The 20,392-nt window shown below is 64.5% G+C and carries 21 protein-coding genes; 9 read left to right on the forward strand and 12 right to left on the reverse strand.

The window, feature by feature from the left end:
- Nucleotides 1-80: 80 nt before the first annotated feature.
- Genes HWX69_RS06040 through HWX69_RS06055 form a run of 4 tightly spaced genes read right to left on the reverse strand, consistent with a single transcriptional unit; the run spans nt 81 to nt 3,930 of the window.
- Complete coding sequence (locus tag HWX69_RS06040; RefSeq protein ID WP_178916185.1) at nt 81-869, reverse strand: ABC transporter permease; 789 nt, start codon at nt 867-869, stop codon at nt 81-83.
- Nucleotides 866-1,729 carry an ABC transporter permease gene (locus HWX69_RS06045; RefSeq protein ID WP_178916186.1) on the reverse strand — a complete coding sequence of 288 codons (864 nt, stop codon included), beginning with the start codon at nt 1,727-1,729 and terminating at the stop codon, nt 866-868. Before HWX69_RS06045 ends, HWX69_RS06040 begins: the two co-directional genes overlap by 4 nt.
- Nucleotides 1,726-2,769: an ABC transporter ATP-binding protein gene (locus HWX69_RS06050; RefSeq protein WP_178916187.1), complete on the reverse strand. Its 1,044-nt coding sequence runs from the start codon at nt 2,767-2,769 to the stop codon at nt 1,726-1,728. Before HWX69_RS06050 ends, HWX69_RS06045 begins: the two co-directional genes overlap by 4 nt.
- A gap of 9 nt (nt 2,770-2,778) precedes the next feature.
- Nucleotides 2,779-3,930, reverse strand: coding sequence for an ABC transporter substrate-binding protein (locus HWX69_RS06055; protein WP_178916188.1), 1,152 nt, complete (start codon nt 3,928-3,930; stop codon nt 2,779-2,781).
- Nucleotides 3,931-4,076: 146 nt separating this feature from the next.
- Here HWX69_RS06055 and HWX69_RS06060 point away from each other — a divergent pair, with 146 nt between their 5' ends.
- From HWX69_RS06060 to HWX69_RS06080, 5 genes are read left to right on the forward strand one after another with little or no spacing between them, the layout of a single operon-like run.
- Nucleotides 4,077-4,877 carry an enoyl-CoA hydratase/isomerase family protein gene (locus HWX69_RS06060; RefSeq protein ID WP_178916619.1) on the forward strand — a complete coding sequence of 267 codons (801 nt, stop codon included), beginning with the start codon at nt 4,077-4,079 and terminating at the stop codon, nt 4,875-4,877.
- Nucleotides 4,878-4,879: 2 nt separating this feature from the next.
- Complete coding sequence (locus HWX69_RS06065) at nt 4,880-7,063, forward strand: acetate--CoA ligase family protein (RefSeq protein ID WP_218644675.1); 2,184 nt, start codon at nt 4,880-4,882, stop codon at nt 7,061-7,063.
- The gene (locus HWX69_RS06070) at nt 7,056-7,853 is read left to right on the forward strand and encodes an enoyl-CoA hydratase/isomerase family protein (protein WP_178916189.1); all 798 of its coding nucleotides are present in this window, start codon (nt 7,056-7,058) and stop codon (nt 7,851-7,853) included. The genes HWX69_RS06065 and HWX69_RS06070 overlap by 8 nt, the downstream gene beginning before the upstream one ends.
- Complete coding sequence (locus HWX69_RS06075; protein WP_178916190.1) at nt 7,850-8,656, forward strand: carbon-nitrogen hydrolase family protein; 807 nt, start codon at nt 7,850-7,852, stop codon at nt 8,654-8,656. The genes HWX69_RS06070 and HWX69_RS06075 overlap by 4 nt, the downstream gene beginning before the upstream one ends.
- A 25-nt stretch (nt 8,657-8,681) precedes the next feature.
- Nucleotides 8,682-9,179, forward strand: a complete 498-nt coding sequence (locus tag HWX69_RS06080; RefSeq protein WP_178916191.1) for an Lrp/AsnC family transcriptional regulator — start codon at nt 8,682-8,684, stop codon at nt 9,177-9,179.
- A 14-nt stretch (nt 9,180-9,193) separates the two neighbouring features.
- On the opposite strand, the gene HWX69_RS06085 is transcribed toward HWX69_RS06080, so the two are convergent.
- Nucleotides 9,194-9,952 (reverse strand): ZIP family metal transporter, encoded by a 759-nt coding sequence (locus tag HWX69_RS06085; RefSeq protein WP_178916192.1) that lies wholly within the window; start codon nt 9,950-9,952, stop codon nt 9,194-9,196.
- Between the two features lie 111 nt (nt 9,953-10,063).
- Here HWX69_RS06085 and HWX69_RS06090 point away from each other — a divergent pair, with 111 nt between their 5' ends.
- Both HWX69_RS06090 and HWX69_RS06095 read left to right on the forward strand, forming a co-directional pair.
- Nucleotides 10,064-11,422: a DUF445 domain-containing protein gene (locus HWX69_RS06090; RefSeq protein WP_246286416.1), complete on the forward strand. Its 1,359-nt coding sequence runs from the start codon at nt 10,064-10,066 to the stop codon at nt 11,420-11,422.
- A gap of 42 nt (nt 11,423-11,464) precedes the next feature.
- A complete protein-coding gene (locus HWX69_RS06095) occupies nt 11,465-11,782 on the forward strand; it encodes a hypothetical protein (protein WP_178916193.1) in 318 nt (105 codons plus the stop codon).
- Between the two features lie 5 nt (nt 11,783-11,787).
- Here HWX69_RS06095 and HWX69_RS06100 read toward each other — a convergent pair whose 3' ends face one another.
- The 7 genes from HWX69_RS06100 to HWX69_RS06130 form a co-directional block, all read right to left on the reverse strand.
- Nucleotides 11,788-11,967, reverse strand: a complete 180-nt coding sequence (locus tag HWX69_RS06100; RefSeq protein ID WP_178916194.1) for a hypothetical protein — start codon at nt 11,965-11,967, stop codon at nt 11,788-11,790.
- Nucleotides 11,968-12,053: 86 nt separating this feature from the next.
- On the reverse strand, nt 12,054-12,848 hold the full coding sequence (locus tag HWX69_RS06105) for a DUF7260 family protein (protein WP_178916195.1): 795 nt from the start codon (nt 12,846-12,848) through the stop codon (nt 12,054-12,056).
- A gap of 124 nt (nt 12,849-12,972) precedes the next feature.
- On the reverse strand, nt 12,973-13,197 hold the full coding sequence (locus tag HWX69_RS06110; RefSeq protein WP_178916196.1) for a hypothetical protein: 225 nt from the start codon (nt 13,195-13,197) through the stop codon (nt 12,973-12,975).
- A 58-nt stretch (nt 13,198-13,255) separates the two neighbouring features.
- Nucleotides 13,256-14,974, reverse strand: a complete 1,719-nt coding sequence (locus HWX69_RS06115; protein ID WP_178916197.1) for a hypothetical protein — start codon at nt 14,972-14,974, stop codon at nt 13,256-13,258.
- Nucleotides 14,975-15,091: 117 nt separating this feature from the next.
- Nucleotides 15,092-16,270 carry a hypothetical protein gene (locus HWX69_RS06120; protein WP_178916198.1) on the reverse strand — a complete coding sequence of 393 codons (1,179 nt, stop codon included), beginning with the start codon at nt 16,268-16,270 and terminating at the stop codon, nt 15,092-15,094.
- Nucleotides 16,271-16,427: 157 nt separating this feature from the next.
- Nucleotides 16,428-16,883: a YbhB/YbcL family Raf kinase inhibitor-like protein gene (locus HWX69_RS06125; RefSeq protein WP_178916199.1), complete on the reverse strand. Its 456-nt coding sequence runs from the start codon at nt 16,881-16,883 to the stop codon at nt 16,428-16,430.
- Between the two features lie 103 nt (nt 16,884-16,986).
- Complete coding sequence (locus HWX69_RS06130) at nt 16,987-18,414, reverse strand: cytochrome P450 (RefSeq protein WP_178916200.1); 1,428 nt, start codon at nt 18,412-18,414, stop codon at nt 16,987-16,989.
- A gap of 149 nt (nt 18,415-18,563) precedes the next feature.
- Here HWX69_RS06130 and HWX69_RS06135 point away from each other — a divergent pair, with 149 nt between their 5' ends.
- The gene (locus HWX69_RS06135) at nt 18,564-19,559 is read left to right on the forward strand and encodes an ABC transporter ATP-binding protein (RefSeq protein WP_178916201.1); all 996 of its coding nucleotides are present in this window, start codon (nt 18,564-18,566) and stop codon (nt 19,557-19,559) included.
- Nucleotides 19,559-20,344: an ABC transporter permease subunit gene (locus HWX69_RS06140; RefSeq protein WP_178916202.1), complete on the forward strand. Its 786-nt coding sequence runs from the start codon at nt 19,559-19,561 to the stop codon at nt 20,342-20,344. The genes HWX69_RS06135 and HWX69_RS06140 overlap by 1 nt, the downstream gene beginning before the upstream one ends.
- Nucleotides 20,345-20,392: the final 48 nt, after the last annotated feature.

The following is a 20,392-nucleotide window of genomic DNA, read 5'->3' on the forward strand; positions in this document are numbered from 1 at the left end:
GGGTTCCGGCGGCGACGGGATAAGCCCGTGGGTCGTCGACTGTGAGTCGAGAGGAGCGCACCGACCGAAAAAACGAGTGCTCAGGCGGAACTGAGCCGTCGACTGCTCAGCGCCACCACGAGCATGACGACGATGAGGACGACCGACAAGGCGTTGATCGTCGGCGTCAGGCCGGTTCGCAACATCGTGTAGATGACAACCGGCACGGTGCTCGTCCCCGGTGAAATCAGGAACTGGGTCGCGGTGAACTCGCCGAAGGAGACGACGAAGGCGATGAACGAGCCAGCGATAATCGCCGGTGAGATGATGGGGCCAGTCACGTGGCGGAACGTCGCCGCCGGGCCGGCCCCGAGGACGCGCGAGGCGCGCTCGAGGTCCCTGTCGAAGGTGACCAGCTCGGAGCGAACCAGCAGGAACACGTACGGCAGCGACAGCACGGTGTGTCCGAGGATGAGCGCCGGGTATCCGGACGGGAGGCTCAAACTCCCGAAGTACCGCACGAGCGCGATACCCGTGATGACCGGCGAGATGATCATCGGCAACAGCATGATCGTCGATATCTGCTCCTTGTAGGGGAACTCGCCGCGGACGAAGCCAAAGGCGGCGATCGTCCCGATGATCGCCGAGAGAATCGACGAGGCCGTGGCGACGATGAGGCTCACTTTCAGCGCGTTGAGGAGCCTCTCGTCGCCCATGAGCTCGCTGTACCACCGCAGTGAGAGCTCTCCCTGTGGGATGCCGGGGAACGCCTGTGGCGTAAAGGAGGTGATCACGACGATGACGACGGGTACGAGCAGGAACGCGAACACCGCGACGACGGCCGCGAGGAGTCCGACCCGCCGTGGACTCGGGAGCGAACGTCCGCTCATATGTTTCCGAGCACCTCCCGGAGGTCGAACACCGTGTTGAAGACGAGCAGCGTGCCGACGAGCAGTATCGAGTAGATGACCGCCAGTGCCGAGGCGAAGCGGATGTTGAAGTTATCCAGGAACGCGCCGGCGATCTCGTTGGCGATCATCGACTGATTCGGCCCACCGAGGACGGCGGGACCGAGGAACGACCCGGCCGCCAGGATGAACACGATGAGTCCCGCGGCGACGAGTCCAGGGAGGCTGAGGGGAAACACGACGGCGGCGAGCGTTCGCCACTGGCTGGCGCCGAGCACCCGTGCGGCGCTGATGAGCTCCTCGTCGATGGCGTTCAGGGAGTTGTAGATCGGCAGCACCGCAAACGGCAGGTAGACGTTCGCCAGGCCGATGATGACCGCCGGCGTCGTGAACAGCAGCGACGGTTCGATTCCGGTCAGATCGGCGAAGGGGCCCGCAGGCGAGAGGAAAAGCAGGATGCCGAAGTACCGGACGATGTAGGCGATCCACAGCGGTACGATGATGAGCGTCATCGTCAGGCGGACTCGCTCGGTCCCGAAGGCCATGAAGTAACTGAGCAGGTACGCCAAGGCCAGGGTCACGGCCGTCGTGATGACGCCGTAGAGGAACGAGCGGACGAAGGCATCGACGTAGATGCCCGTCGTCGCCCGCCGGTACGCCTGCAGCGGTTCGCCGGTGCCGAAGGCGATGCTCTCCGGGACGAGCAGCAGTATCGGGAGAACGAAGAACACCCCGACGAACCCGAGTCCGAACAGGGCGAGGTGGCTGTTCGTGATTCGGCCCTCGATGAGTTCGCCGATGGTGCCGGTTACGCCCTCGACCGTCGGCCGGGAGACGCTCATAGGGCGATCACCGACTCAGGGTCGAACCGGAGGTGGACCTCGTCGCCGATGTCGATGTCCGGGAAGCGACTCGTGTGGGCGAGCGCTTCGAGGCCGTCGGCCACCTCGACGGTCACCTCGGCTCGATTGCCGAGGTTGGCGACGTTGACGACGCGTCCCGGAATCTCGTTTTCGGCACCTGCGGGCGTCGCGCTCACTTCGATGTCCTCCGGGCGGACGTACAGGTTTGCCTCGTCGCCGTCGTCGATGTCGGTTCCGTCGACGGTTATCGTCTTCCCGTCGTTCACAACGACGGTCCGGTCGCCGTCCCGTGAGGCGGGACCGCTGAATTGGGTGGATTTCCCGACGAACTCGGCGACGAAGGGGGTGGCTGGCGATTCGTAGAGCCGCTCGGGGGCGGCTATCTGTTCGGATTGCCCGTCGTTCAACACGATGACGCGGTCGGACATCGACAGCGCGTCCTCCTGATCGTGGGTGACGTACAGCGTCGTCACGCCGACTTCCGTCTGGATGCGGTCGAGCCAGCCGCGCATCTCCTCGCGGAGGACCCTGTCGAGTCCCGTCAGGGGTTCGTCCAGCAGGAGGATATCCGGCTCGTATGCCAGCGCCCGCGCCAGCGAGACGCGCTGCTGTTGGCCGCCGGAGAGCTCTCCCGGCTTGTGGTCACCGTGGTCTGGCATGTCGACGAGTTCCAGCGACTCGTCGACGCGCTCTTCGACGGCAGTCGAGTCGTGGCCGTGCATCTCGAGCCCGAAGGCGATGTTCTCCCGGACCGTCATGTGCGGGAACAGCGCGGTCGACTGGAACGCCATCCCGATGTTGCGCTTCTCCGGCGGGAGGTCGGTCACGTCCTCGCCGCGGAGCATGATCTTCCCGTCGGTCGGTTCGACGAGCCCGGCGATGGCGTGCAGCGTCGTGGACTTCCCACACCCGGAGGGACCGAGCAACGTGATGAACTCCCCTTCGTCGATGGTGAACGAGAGGTTCTCCACCGCACACAGATCGCCGTAGTACTTCGTAAAATCGCGAACTTCGAGCATATGGATGTCTCAGCTCTGTTTGATTGTATTCAAGCGGTCGGTCCAGGCGTCCTCCTTCGGCAGGACGACGTCCCAGTCGCGGAACGCGAGGTCCTCGGCCGGGGCGTAGTCCGGGAGCTGTTTCATCTCCTCTGGCGGGTCCTTCACTTGGACGGTGTAGTTCATTTTCTCCGAGAGCGTGAGGAGGTGCTCGCGCTGGTAGGTGTGGTTCAACAGTTCGTGTGCCAGTTCGCGGCTCTCGGTTCCCTTCACGACGGCGAGGTTGTCCGACCACGCCATCGCGCCTTCGTCGGGGATGACGTACTCGATGTGGTCGTAGCCTTCTTCCTGCAGTGCGAGGACGCGGCCTCCCCATGCCTCACAAATCAGCGCGTTCTCCTGACGGAGGTACTGGATGGACGTGGCGCCGTCGCTCCAGTAGTTAAAGACGTTCTGGTCCTGTGCTTTGGCCTCCTCGAACATCTGGTCGGTCTTCGCCTCGTCGTCCGGCACCTCGTTGATGTTCAGGCCGGTCGCGGCCGCGCAGTTGGACAGTCGGTCGATGGTCCGGTCGATGAGCGACACGTCTCCCTCGTAGGCGGGGTCTTTGATGTCCTCCCAGGAGGTGAGTTCGTCGTCGATCTTCTCGGTGTTGTACGCGTACCCGGTTGCGCCGTTCTCCCGGATCAGACCGTAGGTATCGTCCCCGTCGACGTTGAACGTCAGCGACCGTGCCGAATCCCGGATGTTCTTCTCGTAGTTCGGGACCATCGAGAGGTCGATCGGCTCGATGACGTCCTCCTGTTGAGCGCGAACCATCCCCGTGTCGTTGAGCGCGACGATGTCGAACGAACCGGGGTTCTGCTTTATCAGCGAAATCATCTCCGAGGTCCCCCCGGCTTCGGTGCCGGTGACCTCCGTCCCGGTCTCCTCGGCCCACGGTTCGAAGACGGACATCTGTGCCTCCTGGGTGTTGCCACCGAAGCCGAGGAAGCGGAGTTCGCCGCCACCGCCACCTCCGCCGTTGCCATTTCCGTTGCCGCCACCGTTGCCGTTGCCGTTTCCGTTCCCGTTGCCGTTTCCTCCACCGTTGCCGCCGAGACACCCCGCCAGTCCGGCGAGTGTTCCTGCCCCAACGGTTGTCAGTACGTCACGCCGTCTGTAGTTCGAGCCCTTCGACATGGCTATGAGTCTGTTACACACACTCCTATAATAAACTATCCCAAGATTCGAATCTATATTTGGAAAGTTTCTGAATATGAGGTGCTATTTTGAAAATCGGCCAAAGCTTATGTGGGTAAGTCACGAGGGATAAGCCAGTGGCAGACATGACGACGACAGATTCCAAGACGGATTCCCCGACCGTCTACGAGGTCGATGGCGACATCGCCCGCATCCGACTCAACCGTCCCGACCGGCTCAACGCCGTGACCGGCGAACTCTACGAAGGGGTCCAGTCGGGGCTCGAACGTGCCGAGGACGACGACGCACGCGTCGTCGTCCTCGAAGGCGAAGGTCGAGCGTTCTGTGTCGGCGCCGACATGCAGAACCACGACGAACAACAGCGGTCGGCGAAGGAACGGCGTGACTACGCTTGGACGGCACAGGACGCGTGTAAGGCCGTCCAGACGCACCCGGCGCCGGTCATCTCGAAGGTCCACGGCTACGCCATCGGTGGCGGTGCCGAACTCGCGATGAGTGCGGACTTCATCCTCATGGGCGCCGACGCGGAGTTGCGGTTCCCCGAGGTGAGCATCGGGACCTACATCGGCGGCGGTCTCACCTACACCCTCGCCCAGCGCGTCGGCGCCGCCCGCGCGAAGGAACTCGTCCTGTCGGCGGCGACGCTGACCGGCACGGAAGCCGCCGAAGAGGGCGTAGTCACGAGAGCGGTCGAAGAATCCGAACTCGACGACGCCGTCGACGAGCTGGCGGCGGACCTCGCGGGCAACGCGCCGATACCGATGGAGTTCGCGAAATCGCAGTTCGGCCGCGTCGGCTCGGCGACCCGGGATGACATGCTGACCGCCGAGGCGGAGGCGCTGTTGGCCTGCATGGGGACCGACGACTGGCAGGAGGGCGTCGACGCCTTCGCCGAGGACCGAGAGCCGACGTTCGTGGGTGAGTGACCGTGTCGGAGACAACCGACATCGAGCGAATCATGGACCCCGAGGCGGTCGCCGTCGTCGGCGCATCGACCGACGAGACCAAACGCGGCTATCAGGCCATCGAGACGCTTCAGGAAGGTGGTTACGAGGGCGACATCTATCCGGTCAACCCCGGCGCCGAGGAGATTCGCGGCCTCGAGGTCCACCCCACCGTCTCCGCGATTCCCGGCCGAGTCGACCTCGCACTCATCGTCACGCCTGCACACGTCGTCCCGGACGTACTCGAAGACTGCGGCGGGACTGACCTCGCCGGCGCCGTCGTCATCGCGGTCGGCTTCGGGGAAGCCGGCACCGACGGGGAGGCGCTGGAACGCGAAATCGTCTCGCTGGCCGAACGACACGACATCAGACTCATCGGGCCGAACACCTCCGGGATGATTAACGTCCACGCGGGGCTGAACCTCGTCGGTGCCGACGGGGTCCCGGAGGGGGGCCTTGGCCTGCTCTGTCAGAGCGGCAACATGGCGATTTCGCTGTTCACCGAGGCCGCGACGCGGGAAGGCGTCGGCTACAGCCATTACGTCGGCGTCGGCAACGAGGCCGACCTCAAGTTCCACGAGTACCTCCCGTATCTGAACGGCGATCCTGAAACCGACGCCATCGTGCTGTACGTCGAGGGGATGAGCGAGGGGCGAGCGTTCCTGCAGGCGGCACGCGAGGTAACGCCCGAGACGCCCATCGTCGCACTCAAGAGCGGCCGGTCGGCCGTCGGCAAGCAGTCGGCGTCCTCTCACACCGGCGCGCTGGCGGGCGACAGCGCCGTGGCCCACGCCGTCCTCGAACAGGCCGGCGTCGTCAGCGTCGAACGCTCCGACGAACTGCTCGCCGTCGCGAACTCGCTGTCGTCGCTGCCGGCCGCCGACGGCCCGAACGTCGGCATCCTCGCCGACGGCGGCGGCCACGCGACGCTCGCCGCCGACGCCCTCGCCGAACGCGGCCTCTCGGTCCCGGAAGTGACCGACGAGACCCAACGGCGCCTCGAGGAGGTGTTGCCCGACGCTGCAAGCGTCGTCAACCCCGTCGACGTCGCCGGCGGCACCGACGACGACCAGCGCGTCTTCTACGATTGTGCGGAGGCCATCGTATCCGACCCGAACGTCGACGCGCTGTTGCTCGCCGGCCTCTTCGGCGGCTACGGCATCCGCTTTGCCGAGCAGTACACCGACGTCGAATGTGGGGTCGCCGAGGAGTTGGTGACGCTGGCCGAGCGCCACGACACCCCCATCGTCGTCCAGAGCGCCTACGCGGAGTTCGGCACCGAACCCCACGAGATTCTCCGGGAATCCGGCATCCCGGTCGTCGAGTCGATTGACGTCGCCGCCAGTAGCCTCGAATCGCTGGCCGCCTACGGCGAGCACCTCGCCACCGCCGACGAGAAGAGCGACTTCCGATTCGACGGCGAGGACAACGACGCCGACGAGATCGGCCACGCGATCGAGGCGGGGCGCCGACAGCTCTCGGAGTACACCGCAAAGCGGGCGCTCCGCGAGCGGGGGTTGCCCGTCGTTCCGTTCGAGTTGGCCGAATCACCGGGCGAGGCGCTCGATGCGGCGACCGGCGCCGACGGCCCGGTCGCGATGAAGGTGGTGTCGCCGGACATCGTCCACAAATCCGACGCCGGCGGCGTGGCGTTGGGCGTCGCCGACGACGACGTCGAGGCGACCTACGAGGAACTCCTCGCGGCCGCCGAATCGTACGCTCCCGAAGCGGACATCGAAGGCGTCCTCGTCTCGCCGATGCGGGAGGGCAGCGTCGAACTCATCGTCGGCGTCGTCGACGACGAGCAGTTCGGGCGCGTGATGATGGTCGGGCTCGGCGGCGTCTTCGTGGAAGTCCTCGAAGACGTGGCGTTCCGCGCGCTCCCGCTTTCGGAGGCCGACGCCCGCGACATGCTCGACGACATCGAGGCCCAAGAGATGCTTGACGGCGCTCGCGGGAACCCGCCGGTCGACCGCGATGCCGTCGTCGACCTCCTGTTGGAAGTGTCGGCGTTCGTCGAGGCCAACCCCGCGGTCGAGGAACTGGATTTGAACCCGGTGTTCGCCGACGACGACGGCGTCGAAATCGTCGACGCCGCGGTGACGCTCCGCGCCCCGTCGACCGATACAGAAACGGTCCCGGCCCCTGTAGGTGAGAGCGATGATTGAAATCGACGCCCCCATCGAAACCGAGTGGCTCGCCGAGTACGTCGCCTGCGTGAGATACGACCGCCCCGACGCGATGAACGCCTACAACGAGGCGCTGCTCCACGGCGCCGTCGAGGCCTTCGAGACGCTGGACGACCGCGACGACGTCCGGGCCATCGTCCTCACCGGTGCCGGCGACGCCTTCTGTGCGGGCGTCGACCTGACGGACATGCCGCTGACGCCGGAGATGGACTTCGCGGAGTACGAGACCGGCCTCGGGCTGTTCCAGAACGTCGTCAGGACGCTTCGCGGTATCTCGACGCCGGTCATCGCGGCCGTCAACGGCTACGCTTTGGGCGCCGGCTGTGACACCGCCCTCGCCTGTGACTTCCGCATCACGAGCGACGAGGGCGTCATCGGTGAGACGTTCATCGACGTCGGGTTCGTCCCCGGCGACGGTGGCGCGTTCCTCCTGCCCCGACTCGTCGGGGAGGCCCGCGCCAAGGAACTCATCTTCACCGGCCGGAAGCTCTCCGGCGAGGAGATCGTCGAGTGGGACCTCGCCAGAGAGCAGGTCGCCGCCGACGAACTGCTCGACGCCGCCGCGGCCTTCGGGAGCGAACTCGCCGATAGGCCGCCCGTCGCACTCGCGGAGAGCAAACGGCTCGTCAACGAGAGCTTCGACACAGAACTCGACGACGCCCTCGCGGATGCGACCCGTGCCCAGCGCATCTGCTCGCAAACCCGCGACCACGAGGAGGCCGTCGCGGCCTTCCAAGAGGACCGCGAACCGGAGTTCGAGGGGAAATGAACCCCTTCAGCTGTACTATCGTCCAGTTCGACGTGCCCCTCGAAGAGCCGAAAGCGGAGACGCTCTCGAGAATGACGGCGGCAATCGAGGCCGCCGACGCCGATTTGGTCGTGTTTCCCGAACTCGCGACGACGGGGTATCACGTCTTCGACCGACTCGACGACCTCGCGGAACCGGTCGGCGGAGAGACGACGGAAACGCTCGGCGCGGCCGCCGACGCCGCCGACAGCGAGGTGCTGTTCGGGATGCCCCTCGCCGACGGGGACGCGGTGTACAACGCCGCCGTCTGGCTCGACTCCGACGGCGACGTTCGGGCCCGCTACGACAAACGCCACCTCTGGGGTGACGAACGGGACGCCTTCGATGCGGGCGAGCGCTACCTCGTCGTCGAGGCGCCGTTCGGCCGCGTCGGCGTCCAGATATGTTACGACCTCGCCTTCCCCGAAGCCAGCGCCGCGCTGGCCCGCGAGGAGTGTGACCTCTTCGTGAACCTCTCGGCGTGGACGGTGAAGATGGAGCGAGACTGGCAGACGTTACTGCCGGCCCGCGCGGTCGAACAGGGTGCCTACGTCATCGGGTGTAATCGAGCGGGGACGGAGGCCGGCGGCAGTTTCTGTGGGAGCAGCATGGTCGTCGAACCCGACGGGACGACGATTTCGGAGATGGGAAACGAGGCCGGACGACTGACGGCAACGCTGGAGCCGGGTATCGTCACCGCCGAGCGGCGACGCAACCCCATGCGAGTCGACCGCCAGGACGACCGTATCGACGCCCAGTCGACCGAGAGCAAGACAAGCTATTAACGAACGCACATCGATGAGCGAAACGATGCCAGAGGTCACGCTCGACGAGACCGACTTCGAGATACTCCGACGTCTCGACGAGGACGGCGAGGTAAGCGTCGACGAACTGAGCGACGAACTAGACGTGAGCGCGTCGACGATTTACTACCGACTCGAGGGGTATCGCGAACAGGGAATCGTCGAGGGACAGATTTCGAAACTCGACCCGCAGAAACTCGGCCTCGGCTTGACGGCGATTACCGAAATCGACGCCAACTACGACGGCCCCGGCTACGAGGAGATCGCGGAGCGTCTCTCGGAACTCTCCGGCGTCCAGCGGGTGTTCTTCATGCTCGGTGAGATGTCGTTTTACGTCGTCTCACGGGTTCGTGACCACGAACACCTCCAGACGCTGATGGAGTCGATTATCCAGACGGAGGGCGTCGAGAACTCGAACACCAACGTCGTCCTTCGGACGTTCAAAGACGAGGACCGACTGCTCGTCAACTACGACGACGAGGACTTGGCGCGCATTTTCGAGTGAGGGTTCGGCTCCGTTCACCCCACCACGCCGCGAAACAGTCGGACCCCGAGCATGAGTGCGATGCCGACGAGAAACACGAGGAAGTACAGTATCGACCGAACCACGTCGTCTTCGTGTTTGATTTCGGGAATCAAATCGGAACTGGCGATGTAGATGAAGTTTCCCGCCGCGAACGGAAGGAGGAAGGCCGGCAATCCGGTGATGACGTCGTTGAGGTAGAACCCGACGACGCCGCCCACGATGACGGTCGTCTGCGTGAGGTAATTGAGGACGAGCGCCCGCCGCTGTTCGAAGCCACTGTAGACGAGGACACCGAAGTCGCCGATCTCTTGCGGGATTTCGTGAAGTGCGATGGCCAGCGACGTGGTCACTCCAAGCGGCGTCGAGAGCAGGAACGCCCCCGCGATAACGAGTCCGTCGATGAAGTTGTGGAGCGTATCGGAGGCCAAGACGAGATACGAGACCGGCTCGTGTTCGTGTGTCGTCCCGTGGTGGTGGTGCCACTGGAGGAACTGTTCGAACACGTAGAACAGACAGAACCCGGCGATGAGATACAGAAACAGCGGCAGGGTGTCTTCCGCCCCCGCCTCCGCGATTGCGTTTGGGAGGAGATGAAGGAACGCACCGCCGATGAGACTGCCGGCGGCCAGCGCTACCATCCCCAACAGGAGCTCGTCGAGTAACTCATCACGGAGATACAGCGTCAAGATGCCGACCCACGCCGTGAGGCTGATGCCGACAGTCGTTGCGATAATCCACGCGAGCGGACCCATCTATCGACGCATTCGTGAGTATCCGATATAAACCGTCCAGCTAACTGGGCAGTACTGACATGCGGCATGCGTTGGGGTCAAGAGGCCGGCCCCCGACGTGATGTCTACCCGATGTTTCCGTCACTCGGCGTCGCACTCGGCCCGTTCGTTCTCGCCGAGTCACTACTTCAGTTCGGCGTCGACATCCGCCGACTGCTCGCGGCCGCCGACCTCCGATTGCTCCTCATCCCGCCGATTACGGGTATCATCGGCTACATCACGAACTGGGTGGCCATCCGGATGCTGTTCAAACCGGTCGAATTCCGGGGTATCGACGTGCCCGGCTTGGAAGTGTTGACGACGGCGCTTCCCCAGCGCGTCAGACAGATTCCCGGCATGATGCAGGGGCGAATCGGCTGGCAGGGAATCATTCCTTCACGCGCACGCAAGATGGGAAGTATCTCCGTCGACACCGGAATCAGCAAAATCGCGAGCCAGCGGGAGTTCTATCAGGAGTTCGACGCCGAGCGAATCGCCGAACACATGCTCGCGGAGGGCGGCGAGGACATCCACCGGATGGTCGAGGAAATCATCCGTGAAAACCAGCCGCAACTGTGGCGGGATTCCCCCGAGGCGACCCGTCGGCTGGTTCACGCACGCGTCTCCCAGCAACTCCCGGAGGTAACCTATCGCATCACCGAGCGAATCGGCGAGAACATCGACGAACTGCTCGACATCAAGTTGATGGTGATGAACCACCTCGGCGAGAACCCCGAACTCGTCAACCGCATCTTCCTCGAAACCGGCGAACGGGAGTTCGACTTCCTCGTCAAGTCGGGGTTCATCTTCGGGACGATTCTGGGATGTTTCTCGATTCCGCTGTTCGTCTTCATCGACCGCTGGTGGGTGTTGCCCGTCGCCGGCATCTTCGTCGGCTACTTCACCAACTGGCTCGCGCTGAAGATGATTTTCCAGCCGATGAAACCCCACGAGGTCGGCCCGTTCACGATTCAGGGGCTGTTCATCCGTCGACAGGCCGAGGCTTCCGAGACGTACGCCTCCATTGTCGCCGAGGAAGTCATCAATCTCGAAAACGTCGCCCGAAACCTCCTCAATGGCCCGAACGCCGACCGGACACGCAAGATGATAGCGGAGGAACTCCGGGATGCCGTCGACGGATCGATGGGACTGGCCGCGCCGCTGTTGCGGTTTACGACCGGTAACCGACAGTACGACGCCATTCGCGAGGACATCGCCGACCGCGGCGTCGAGTACGCCATCGAACCGATGTCCGACCCCGAGTTCAACGCCGAACGGAGCGAGGCCATCCAGCGGCTGATGGCCGGTCGGATGAAGAATCTCCCGCCGGAGGAGTTCGCCCGGATGCTCCGGGCGGCGTTCAAGGAAGACGAGTGGCTCCTCATCGGCGTCGGCGCGGCGCTGGGGTTCGTCGCTGGTTGGATTCAGCTGCTCGTCGTAACCGCCGTGTGAGATAGCCGACATTTTTGGGACTGGCGCTGGACAGCCGCTATCATGAGCGAGACCCTTCGCTCCCGCCGAGTTCGGTATCTCGCCTGGCTCTGTGTACTCGTCGGTCTCGTATTGGTTCCGCTTCCGTTCTGGACCGGCACGAGTACGCTCGCAGCCTGTGAGTTCGGCGGCTTCTACGGCGCGGTGTACGACGCGGTCGGTATCTACCCGCCCGGCTACACCGTCGACATCGACTGGAGCGACCTGCAGGTGGTGTGGTCGGATGGCTGTAACGGCCACGTCTCCTCGCTCGTTCCGTCGTTGCTCGGCGGTACGTTGTCGCTCGTCGGCGTCGGCACACTCGCGTGGCGCCGACGGTGACCAACTCAGCGTCGGTCCGTCGGCGACCCGTCGCGGACGTGCCCCAGTCGCTCGCCGACCGACCCCGGAACCGGCGTCCGGCAGTACCGACAGTACCACGACCGGCCGGTCAGCGTCGACTCCCGAATCAAATCGTCGACGGCACCGAGCGTCGCACCGCAGTCACAGGAGTAGGTGGTGGCCATGTGGGTCGTTGACACGCGGGGGACGTAACTGTAACGCCGGCAGGACGCGACCGCGGCGCTGTGGATTGTACTGATATAGAGAGTACTCAGGGTCGACAGCGAGCCATCGCTCGCTCGACAGTCGCCCGGACGGTCCGGATGCGCTCGGTCAACTCGGCGACCGTCGACATGACCGGGTAGTCGAAGGCCTCCGCCTGGTACACGTAGCAAGCGATATCCGGTGCGCTCGACGGCAGCCACCTCGCACGGCGTTGTTCGAACAGGCTCGCCTGTCGGCCGGCGGCGACGTCGTCGCAGTGCTCCTCGAGGACGTGGAGGCGGGCACGGTACGCGTCGAGGGAGCCGAATGATTCCTCCGCGTAGGACCGTGCCGCGAGGTCGGCCACCTCCTCTATGACCGGCCGTAACTCCTCGGTCACCTCCTGGAGGGACTCGCGTTCGGAATCGAGGGCGCCGACGAGCAACTCTCGTGAGGACTGTGCCTCGGAAGCCGCCGACAGCGTCGCTTGCCTGCAGCGCTCGTTGAAGTTCGTCCCGTCGGTCAGCGCTGAGGCGATATCGGGGCTGAACTCCCCCTGAAGGCTCTCGACGTAGGTGTCGTCGTACTCCTCGACGTAGTGGGGAACGCTCATCACCGTCGTCTCGTAGGCCTGCCGGACGCGCCGGAGCCCACTCGTCGGCTGGGACCGCACGGCGGCGACGCTCACCGTCGACCCGCCCCTCGCGGTCGTCGTCTCGGCGTCGATAGCTCGAACCCGGTCTTCGAACGCCCGGAACGCTTCGAGTTCGTCGGCCGTTCGCCGTCGCTCCCGCCTGACGGCCGTCATCGCTCGCCGCAGTCGACCGTCGGTTCCGACTCCCGCCTCGTCGGTGCCGTCCATACGAGCAGCCTCTCCAGTGGCGGGTATAGCCCGTTATAATTGGGGTACGGGGCCCTCGGTCGCACAATTGAGCGCTATATATTTCCGGAATCCGATGTACCGCTCATCCCTGGAGCGGCCGCCGTCAGGCGAGTTCGGTGAGCGCGAGCAGCACCTGCGGAATCGCGAGCAACAGGACGCCGAGCAGTATCAACGCCGCCGGCAACACGAGCAGCCCAGCGTCGGTGAGCAGCCACAACCCGAGGCCGGCCAGTATCGCCACCACGCCCAGGATGCGCAGTATCCACACGAGGGCTTCTTCGAGACCCGAATCCGCCAGTACCTCGACGACTTCGAGTGCTTCGTCCATCGGACGCCCGTTTCTGTCGACTCGGTGTTATAAATAACGGCCGACCAAGATACAGCGGTCAGGAGCCGTCGCCGGCGAACTGCACCTGGTAGGTCTCCGATTGTCCGCCGGTGTAGTAGACGGTGATTTCGGCGACGAACAGTTTCGAACCGCCGACCTCGTAGTTCTCGTTGAACGTGAACCGAAGGTCCGCAACCTCGCCCACGCCGAGAGTGGGGAGTCCGTCGGCGGCAACGAAGTCCGGGCCGGCACCCTGTGGTGCAGTGAGGGTCGTCGAATCGGTACTGGAGCCGTTGTTGACCGCGAGTCCGGTTATTTCGCCCGGAGCATACGAGATGTTGCTCGCTCCGACCTGGTTCACCTCCGGGAGGTCCGACCCGACGACGAGTTCGCCGAGGTCGAAGAGGTCGTCGCCGATACCGGCGAGCGTTCCGGACAGCCCCGACCGGGCGGCGACCTCCGTCGCTGTGACCTCCTTTGCGGAGTTGAGTTCGACGCCCAACACCTCCCGCTTCTCGCCGAGGTTCTGGACGCGGAGGGTCAACTGATTGGTGTCGGCTCCCCCGCCGGCACCTCGCATCACGACGGATTGGTCGCCGGCGAACCCGGTCAACACGAGGGCGTCTCGTGGCTGAAGCGTCGAGTCGTCGTCGGCCGGCGAGAACCGAACGACTTCGGCGTCGAAGCCGTTGGGCGCGTCGTAGCGCACCGTCGCGATGCCGGAGGCGTTCGTCGAGACGTTCACTACCGTCCCGCTGGCGGTTCCGTTGGCTATCGTTCCGTTCCCGGGCGCCAACTCCGCGGTGAGGTCGACGCCACCGACGGGGTTGTTGTACTTGTCGCGCACCTCGACACTGACCGACCCCTCTCGGCCGACATCGACGCTGGCCGGCCCCTCCGACTCCGGCGATGGAACCATGTACAGCGGTTCCTCGGAGTCGGCCTCGCCGAAGCCAACGTCGGCCATCCGGAGGTCGTAGGTGACACCGGGTTCGAGGTGGACGACGAGGCGGTCGGTTGTCTCGTTGACGCCGAAGGATTCGACGTGACCGCCGTTCTCGACGCGTTCGTCGTCGAGGGCTTCGCTCCACGTCTCGTTGTCCAGCGCCGTCGGCACTTCGATGCGAATCGACTCGTTGGCTGCGGCGTTCTCGACGGGAACCGTCGTCGCCGGTCCGCTCACGTCAGTCGGTTCGATGAGCTTCGACCCGCTCGACTGCGCCTCGAAGGAGCGGTTGAACGTCACCAACTCGATGGTCGCGCCGTCGATGAACGGCTGGGTCCGGACGACGGTGCCGTCGCGGAACTCGTTGTATCCGATGCCGACCTCGCTGACGCGTCGAGCGGCGTTGTCATACTCGTTGTAGTCGGCCTCGTAGACGAGCGAGTGGGAGTGATACTGCAGTTCTCGGCCGTCGAGGAGCACGCTAGCGGGTCCGGAGGCGCTGGCGTTGTCGATTCGGAGAGCTCGTCGGTTTTCGGTCCGCAAGGAACCCTGCGGTGGTGGTGGGTTGAACGTCACCAGCCGGGTCGGATACTGCGTGCCGAGCTGTACCCCGACGCCCTCGCTGTTGCCGGTTTCGACGGTTCGGTCTATCGACTCGTCGAGTCGGTCGAGGTCGCCTTGGGCCGCCTGACTGTGTTCGTATTCCACGCCGGCGTTGGCGTTCGGCACCGCCTGCAGTTGGATGATAGAGAGCAACATGACCAACAGGCCGAACACCAGTATCGCGCCGACGACTTCCGAGGCACCGCGTTCGTCACCGACGAGTCTCACGGAAGGTAGTGGAGGGGACTTCATGTGGGGTTTTGAGTGGTTTTTATCCGGTGGTTTTTATACGTACGTCCGATTCCAGACGCTGTATCCCGATTTCGATGGCCTCGCGGAGATGGCTCAGCCGGTCGGGTTCGTCGCCGTCTCGCTCAGTCCGGCCAGAATCTGGAAGACGAGACCGGGGTCGAGCAGCGTCTGTGGAAGGCCGATAAATTCGATTTCACACGGTGCTAGTGGGTTCTCCTGCAGTTGGTCGAGGTCCTTTGCGAAGGCCTCCTCTAAGACGGCCTCGTCGGGGGAACTGTCACAGGAGAGATCGACCCCCGCCTGCTTGTCGACCAACGAGAGCACCAATCGGAGTTTGACGCCGTCGTCGTTGTACCGCGCTCGGAGCCGCTCGACGCCGTAGTCGTTCTTGCCGTCGTTGAACGTCAGTTCCGTATCGAAGTCGCCGAACTCGGAGGTCGCGAGGGCCCCGACTTTCACGTCGGTACGGGGGCCGTCGGCGGATTCGTTGAGCGTTCCCGACCCGTCGACGAGGATGACGCCGCCGTCTTGGTACTGTCCCGCCCGCTGGATGTCGAACTGCCCACGGGGTTCGTCGGGCAGGTCCGTCGGGTCTATCTGTGGGTCGTTCGGATTGAACACCTCACACGGCGCCGGAATCAGCCCCAGCAGGATGCCGGCGAGGGCCTCGTTCGAGAGGATGGTCGATGGGACGCCCGGCACTTGCAGCGGTTCCGGGGCGTCTTGGAGGCTCGGAAGGAGTTCCAGCGGAAGGTCGCCGGGCTCGACGTCGAGTGGGTCACAGACGTTGAGCGCCGCCCGTTCGTCGCCGATGGGGAAATCCTCCGGTCCGGTCTGGTTGATTCCGGGAATGCTCCGGAGCAAGAGCCGAAGCACCTGTGCGTTCTTCGGGATGTCCTCCGTGGAGTCGAACTCCACGTCGGTCAACTCGGGTGTGTCACCCGACCCGAAGTCGACCTGTGAGGTTCCAACGCCGTCGTCGCTCGGTTTGACCTCCCCGAAGCCGTCTGTCGTGACGTTCGAGTCTCCAACCTCGACACCGTCGGTGCCGACATCGACGCCGTCTTCGCCACCGGCACCGATGTCGACGCCGTCGTTGCTGCCAACTTCGACGGAGGCCCCGTCGCCCCCGCCGACGCTCGCGTTGAGTCCGTCCGTTCCAGCACCGAGGTCGACGCCGTCGCCGACCGCCGCCACCGGCGCGATGCCGGTGCCGACAAACACCGCGACCGCGACGACGACCGAGAGGGCTTGGAGGGATTCACGTCGCATAGCGTCCCGTCATCTAATATAATAATCAGGATAACGCGAGCTATAGACGGTTATTTATATATTAGCTGCTCGAACCGCTTCCGCTACCGGCCGCCTATTCATCGTCGAGAAGTGTCTCGCCGTGGCTCCCATGGAATCAGAACGGACGGCTGGGAGCCTACGGCGCGTAGGTGCCTTCGAGCGTGGCGCTTTCGAGGATGTGGCCGTCCATCGCGGTTTCGAGTTCGGCCTTCGACGCGCCGGCATCGAGGTCCACCGGCGCATCGAGGGCGTACAGCCGGAACCGGTAGGTGTGTTCGCGGTCCGGCGGGTTCGGGCCGCCGTAGCCCGTCTCGCCGTAGTCGTTCGTCCCGTCGAGGGCGTTGGCCCCGTCCCAGTCTTCGGGGATGGTCGTCGTCGCGGGGTCGATGTCGTACACTACCCAGTGGTCCCACACCTTTCCGGCCGGTTCGACGGCGTCGGGGTCGTCCACCACCAGCGCCAATGCCTCGGCGTCGTCGGGGACGCCGGTTATTTCGAGCGGTGGGTTCACGTTCGTCTCCGTGTAGCCGTACTGCCGTGGTATCGCATCGCCGTCGGCGAACACCGGACTCGTGAGCTGAAGCTCTGTCATGCTTGTGTCTCACACACGGGCTCGAATCGATATAAACGTAGACCGTGGTTCCTACCGAGTGGGATCGGCGGGCATCCACGGGAGTGGAACCGAACGCGACGATTCAGGAGCGTTCGGAGACGAGGAACTCCTGTCCGGGTTCCATCCGCATCGTCATCTCGGGGGAGACCGGCGGTTCGCCGTCCGGCTGGTTCTCTCCGAGCCAGTACAGTTCGTAGTTTCGGCCGATGGTCGCAAGCGCCAGTTTCGCCTCCAACAGCGCGAACTCCCGGCCGATACAGATGCGGGGGCCGCCGCCGAAGGGGGCGTAGGCGAAGTCGTGGAGTTCGCGACGCAACTCGCCGTCCCACCGCGAGGGTCGGAACGTTTCGGGGTCCTCGAAGAACCGAGGGTCACGCTGGATGTGTCGAATCGGCAGGATAATCCGACTCTCGGCGGGGATTCGGTAGCCGTCGAACACCGTCTCCTCTTTGCTCTCCCGCGGCAGCGAGTACACCGGCGGGAACAGCCGCAGCGTCTCGGTCAGCACCTGCTCGGTCACTTCCAAGTCGTCTACGTCGTCCATCGTCGGCGGACCGTCGAGCTCGTCGACCTCAGCGTGAAACCGCTCGCGCACGTCGGGGTTGTTCGCCAGCGCCCAGAAAGCGAAGGTCAGGGAGGTCGTCGTCGTGTCGTGGCCGGCGAAGATGATAGTCACCATCTGGTCGCGGAGGCGCTCGTCGGTCAACATCCCCGACTCCGCGACGCCGGTCTCCCGCAGTCCGACCAGAAGCGACAGCAGGTCGTCGGCCGCCGAGGGGTTCGTCGGCGCCTCGCCGGATTTCTCATCGAGCAGTCGTTGGGCCTCCTCCTGAAGCGTCGCCTTGCCCTCCCGGAACCGCCGACGTGCGGGCGTCGGCACCCACTTCGGGAGCAGATACGACGTGGGAACGAACCAGTCGTGGAGCGCCTCGGCGGCCTCCCGGATGCGAGCGTCACCGTCGAGTTCGAGTTCCCGACCGAGTACCGTCGCGAACAGCACGTCCAGCGTCATGTCGGTGAACTGCGCCTGCAAGTCGAAGCGGTCGCCGTCGGACCAGCGGTCGCTCCGGCGTTGAATCTGCTCGACCATGCCGTCGGCGTAGTCCATCACGCTGTCGCGGGTGAAAAGCGGCTGGAGCACGTCGCGCTGTTGGCGCCACTCATCGCCCTCGACGGTCAACAGCCCCTCGCCGAAGGCGATGTTGAAATCGTCGCTCTTGCGGAACTTCTCGCGTTCGGTCAGCAGGACGCGCTTGGTGTGGTCGGGATGCGCCAGCGAGAACACGTCACCCTCGCCGGGCAGTCGACTGCGGACCACGTCGCGAGTCGCGAGCGCCTTCTCCCCGAAGTCGATGACGTCCCGCATCTGATGGAGGAAATGGAGCGACGGATGGGTGAGGTTCGGCGGATACGGCGGGAGGGGTCGCTGAGCGGGGTCGCCGGGACCACTCTCGGAGGGGCCGTCGGGTTCGACGGGCACGGACGAACCCTGTTTGGCATCTTCACTCATACGTACTACGTGTACGGCCGACACAATAACCACCGGGCCTCGCATCGCCGCGTCGTTTATTACTACACCCGGGCCGAGTGTCGTTGCAACGTCGTCCGACCGAGGGTAGGTTTATGAATTTTTAAACGAAACGTGGATCGGGGAAATCAATGCCTGTTATCGACGCCGCGGGGTTGAGCAAGTACTACGGCGACACTCGGGGTATCGAGGACCTCAGCCTCTCCGTCGAGCGGGGCGAGGTGTTCGGATTCCTCGGCCCCAATGGTGCGGGCAAGACGACGGCGATTCGAACCTTGCTGGGGTTTCAATCCCCGACTGCGGGGTCGGCGACGGTTCTCGGCAGCGACATCACCGACGAGCGGGCGATGGTCGAGGCTCGACGGAACATCGGCTACCTGCCGAGCGACCCGGGACTCGACGAGACGGCGACGGGACAGCGATTACTCGAGTATTACGGGTCGTTGCGCGGCGACGAGCGAAGCGAGGAGCTACTGACGTTGTTCAGTCCGCCGCTTGAGCGTCCCGTCGGCGAGTACTCCCGGGGCAACAAACAGATGCTCGCCATCGTCCTCGCGTTCATGCACGACCCCGAACTCGTGTTCATGGACGAACCGACGAGCGGACTCGACCCAATCAAACAGGAGCGGTTCGACGAGTTCGTCCGCACCGAACGGGAAAACGGAGTCACGTTTTTCATGTCTTCGCACATCCTCAGCGAAGTCCAGAAAATCTGCGACCGCGTGGGCATCATCCGGAACGGCCGACTCGTCGAACTCGAAGACATCGAGACGCTACGGAGTCGCGGCGGGAAGTCGGTCCATCTTCGGGTCGCCGAGGCGGTTCCCCCGTCGGCTTTCGACATCGATGGCGTCGCCAACCTCACCGTCGGGTCCGGTGAGGACCCGCCCCGACGTGATGTCGCCGACTCGGCCGAGGCGACCGCGTTCTCGTTTACCTTCACCGGGCGCTACAACGCGCTCATCGCACACCTGGCCGACTTCGACGTGCTCGATTTCACCATCGAGGACGCGCCGCTGGACGAGGTGTTTCGGCGGTTCTACGACGGGTCGGCCGGGCCCGACCCGGACGACGGCACCGACGGCGAGGAGTCCTCCGAAGATGTCGTGGACCGTGGAGTCCCGTGATGCTCGAAATCGCACGATACGAGGCCGAACGTCGGCTTTCGGGGTCGGTCATCATCGCGGTCGGTCTCGCGGCGTTCGCGGCGCTGTTCATCGCCATCACGCCCGAAATCATCGGCGAGGTGGACTACGAGGCGATGCTCGAAGACCTCCCGCCGGCGTTCTCCTCGGCGTTCGGACTGGAGTCCTTCGACAGCCTCGCGGGCATCCTCGCTGGGGAGTTCTACACGCTCGGGTGGATTCTGTTGATGGGGCTGTACATGGCCTACAGCGCCGGGTCGACGATTGCGGGCGACGTCGAACGTGACCGGATGGACATGCTGCTGTCGAATCCCGTCTCTCGGTCGAGCGTCGTCCTCGAAAAGTACCTCTCGCTTCTCGTCCCAATCGTCGTCGTCAACGTCGTCGTCGGAGGGGTCATCTACGTCGGCGCGCAGGTCGTCGACGACCCGATTCCACTGTTCGACGTAGTCGCGGTTCACGCCCTGTCGGTTCCGTATCTGCTGTGCTGTGCGGCCATCGGCCTGCTGGCGTCGGCCGCGATGGAGCGAGAGGGGTCGGCTCAGCGTGCGAGCATGGGCGTCATCTTCTCGCTGTACATGATAGAGGCGCTGGTGACGGAGACGGATTTCGGCTGGCTGGGCGTGGTCAGCCCATCGCGGTACTTCGATACGAACGACATCCTCGTCCACGGCACCTACGACCTCGTCGGCGCGGTCATCCTCCTCGAAGCGTCGGCGCTGCTGCTCGTCGCGAGCCTGCTGGTCTTCCAGCGGAGGGACATCTGATGAACACGACACACCCACCACGGTTGTTCGGTCCGCATCGCCAGACGA

Origin of the sequence: Natronomonas gomsonensis, assembly GCF_013391635.1 — an archaeon.
Taxonomy (GTDB): domain Archaea; phylum Halobacteriota; class Halobacteria; order Halobacteriales; family Haloarculaceae; genus Natronomonas; species Natronomonas gomsonensis_A.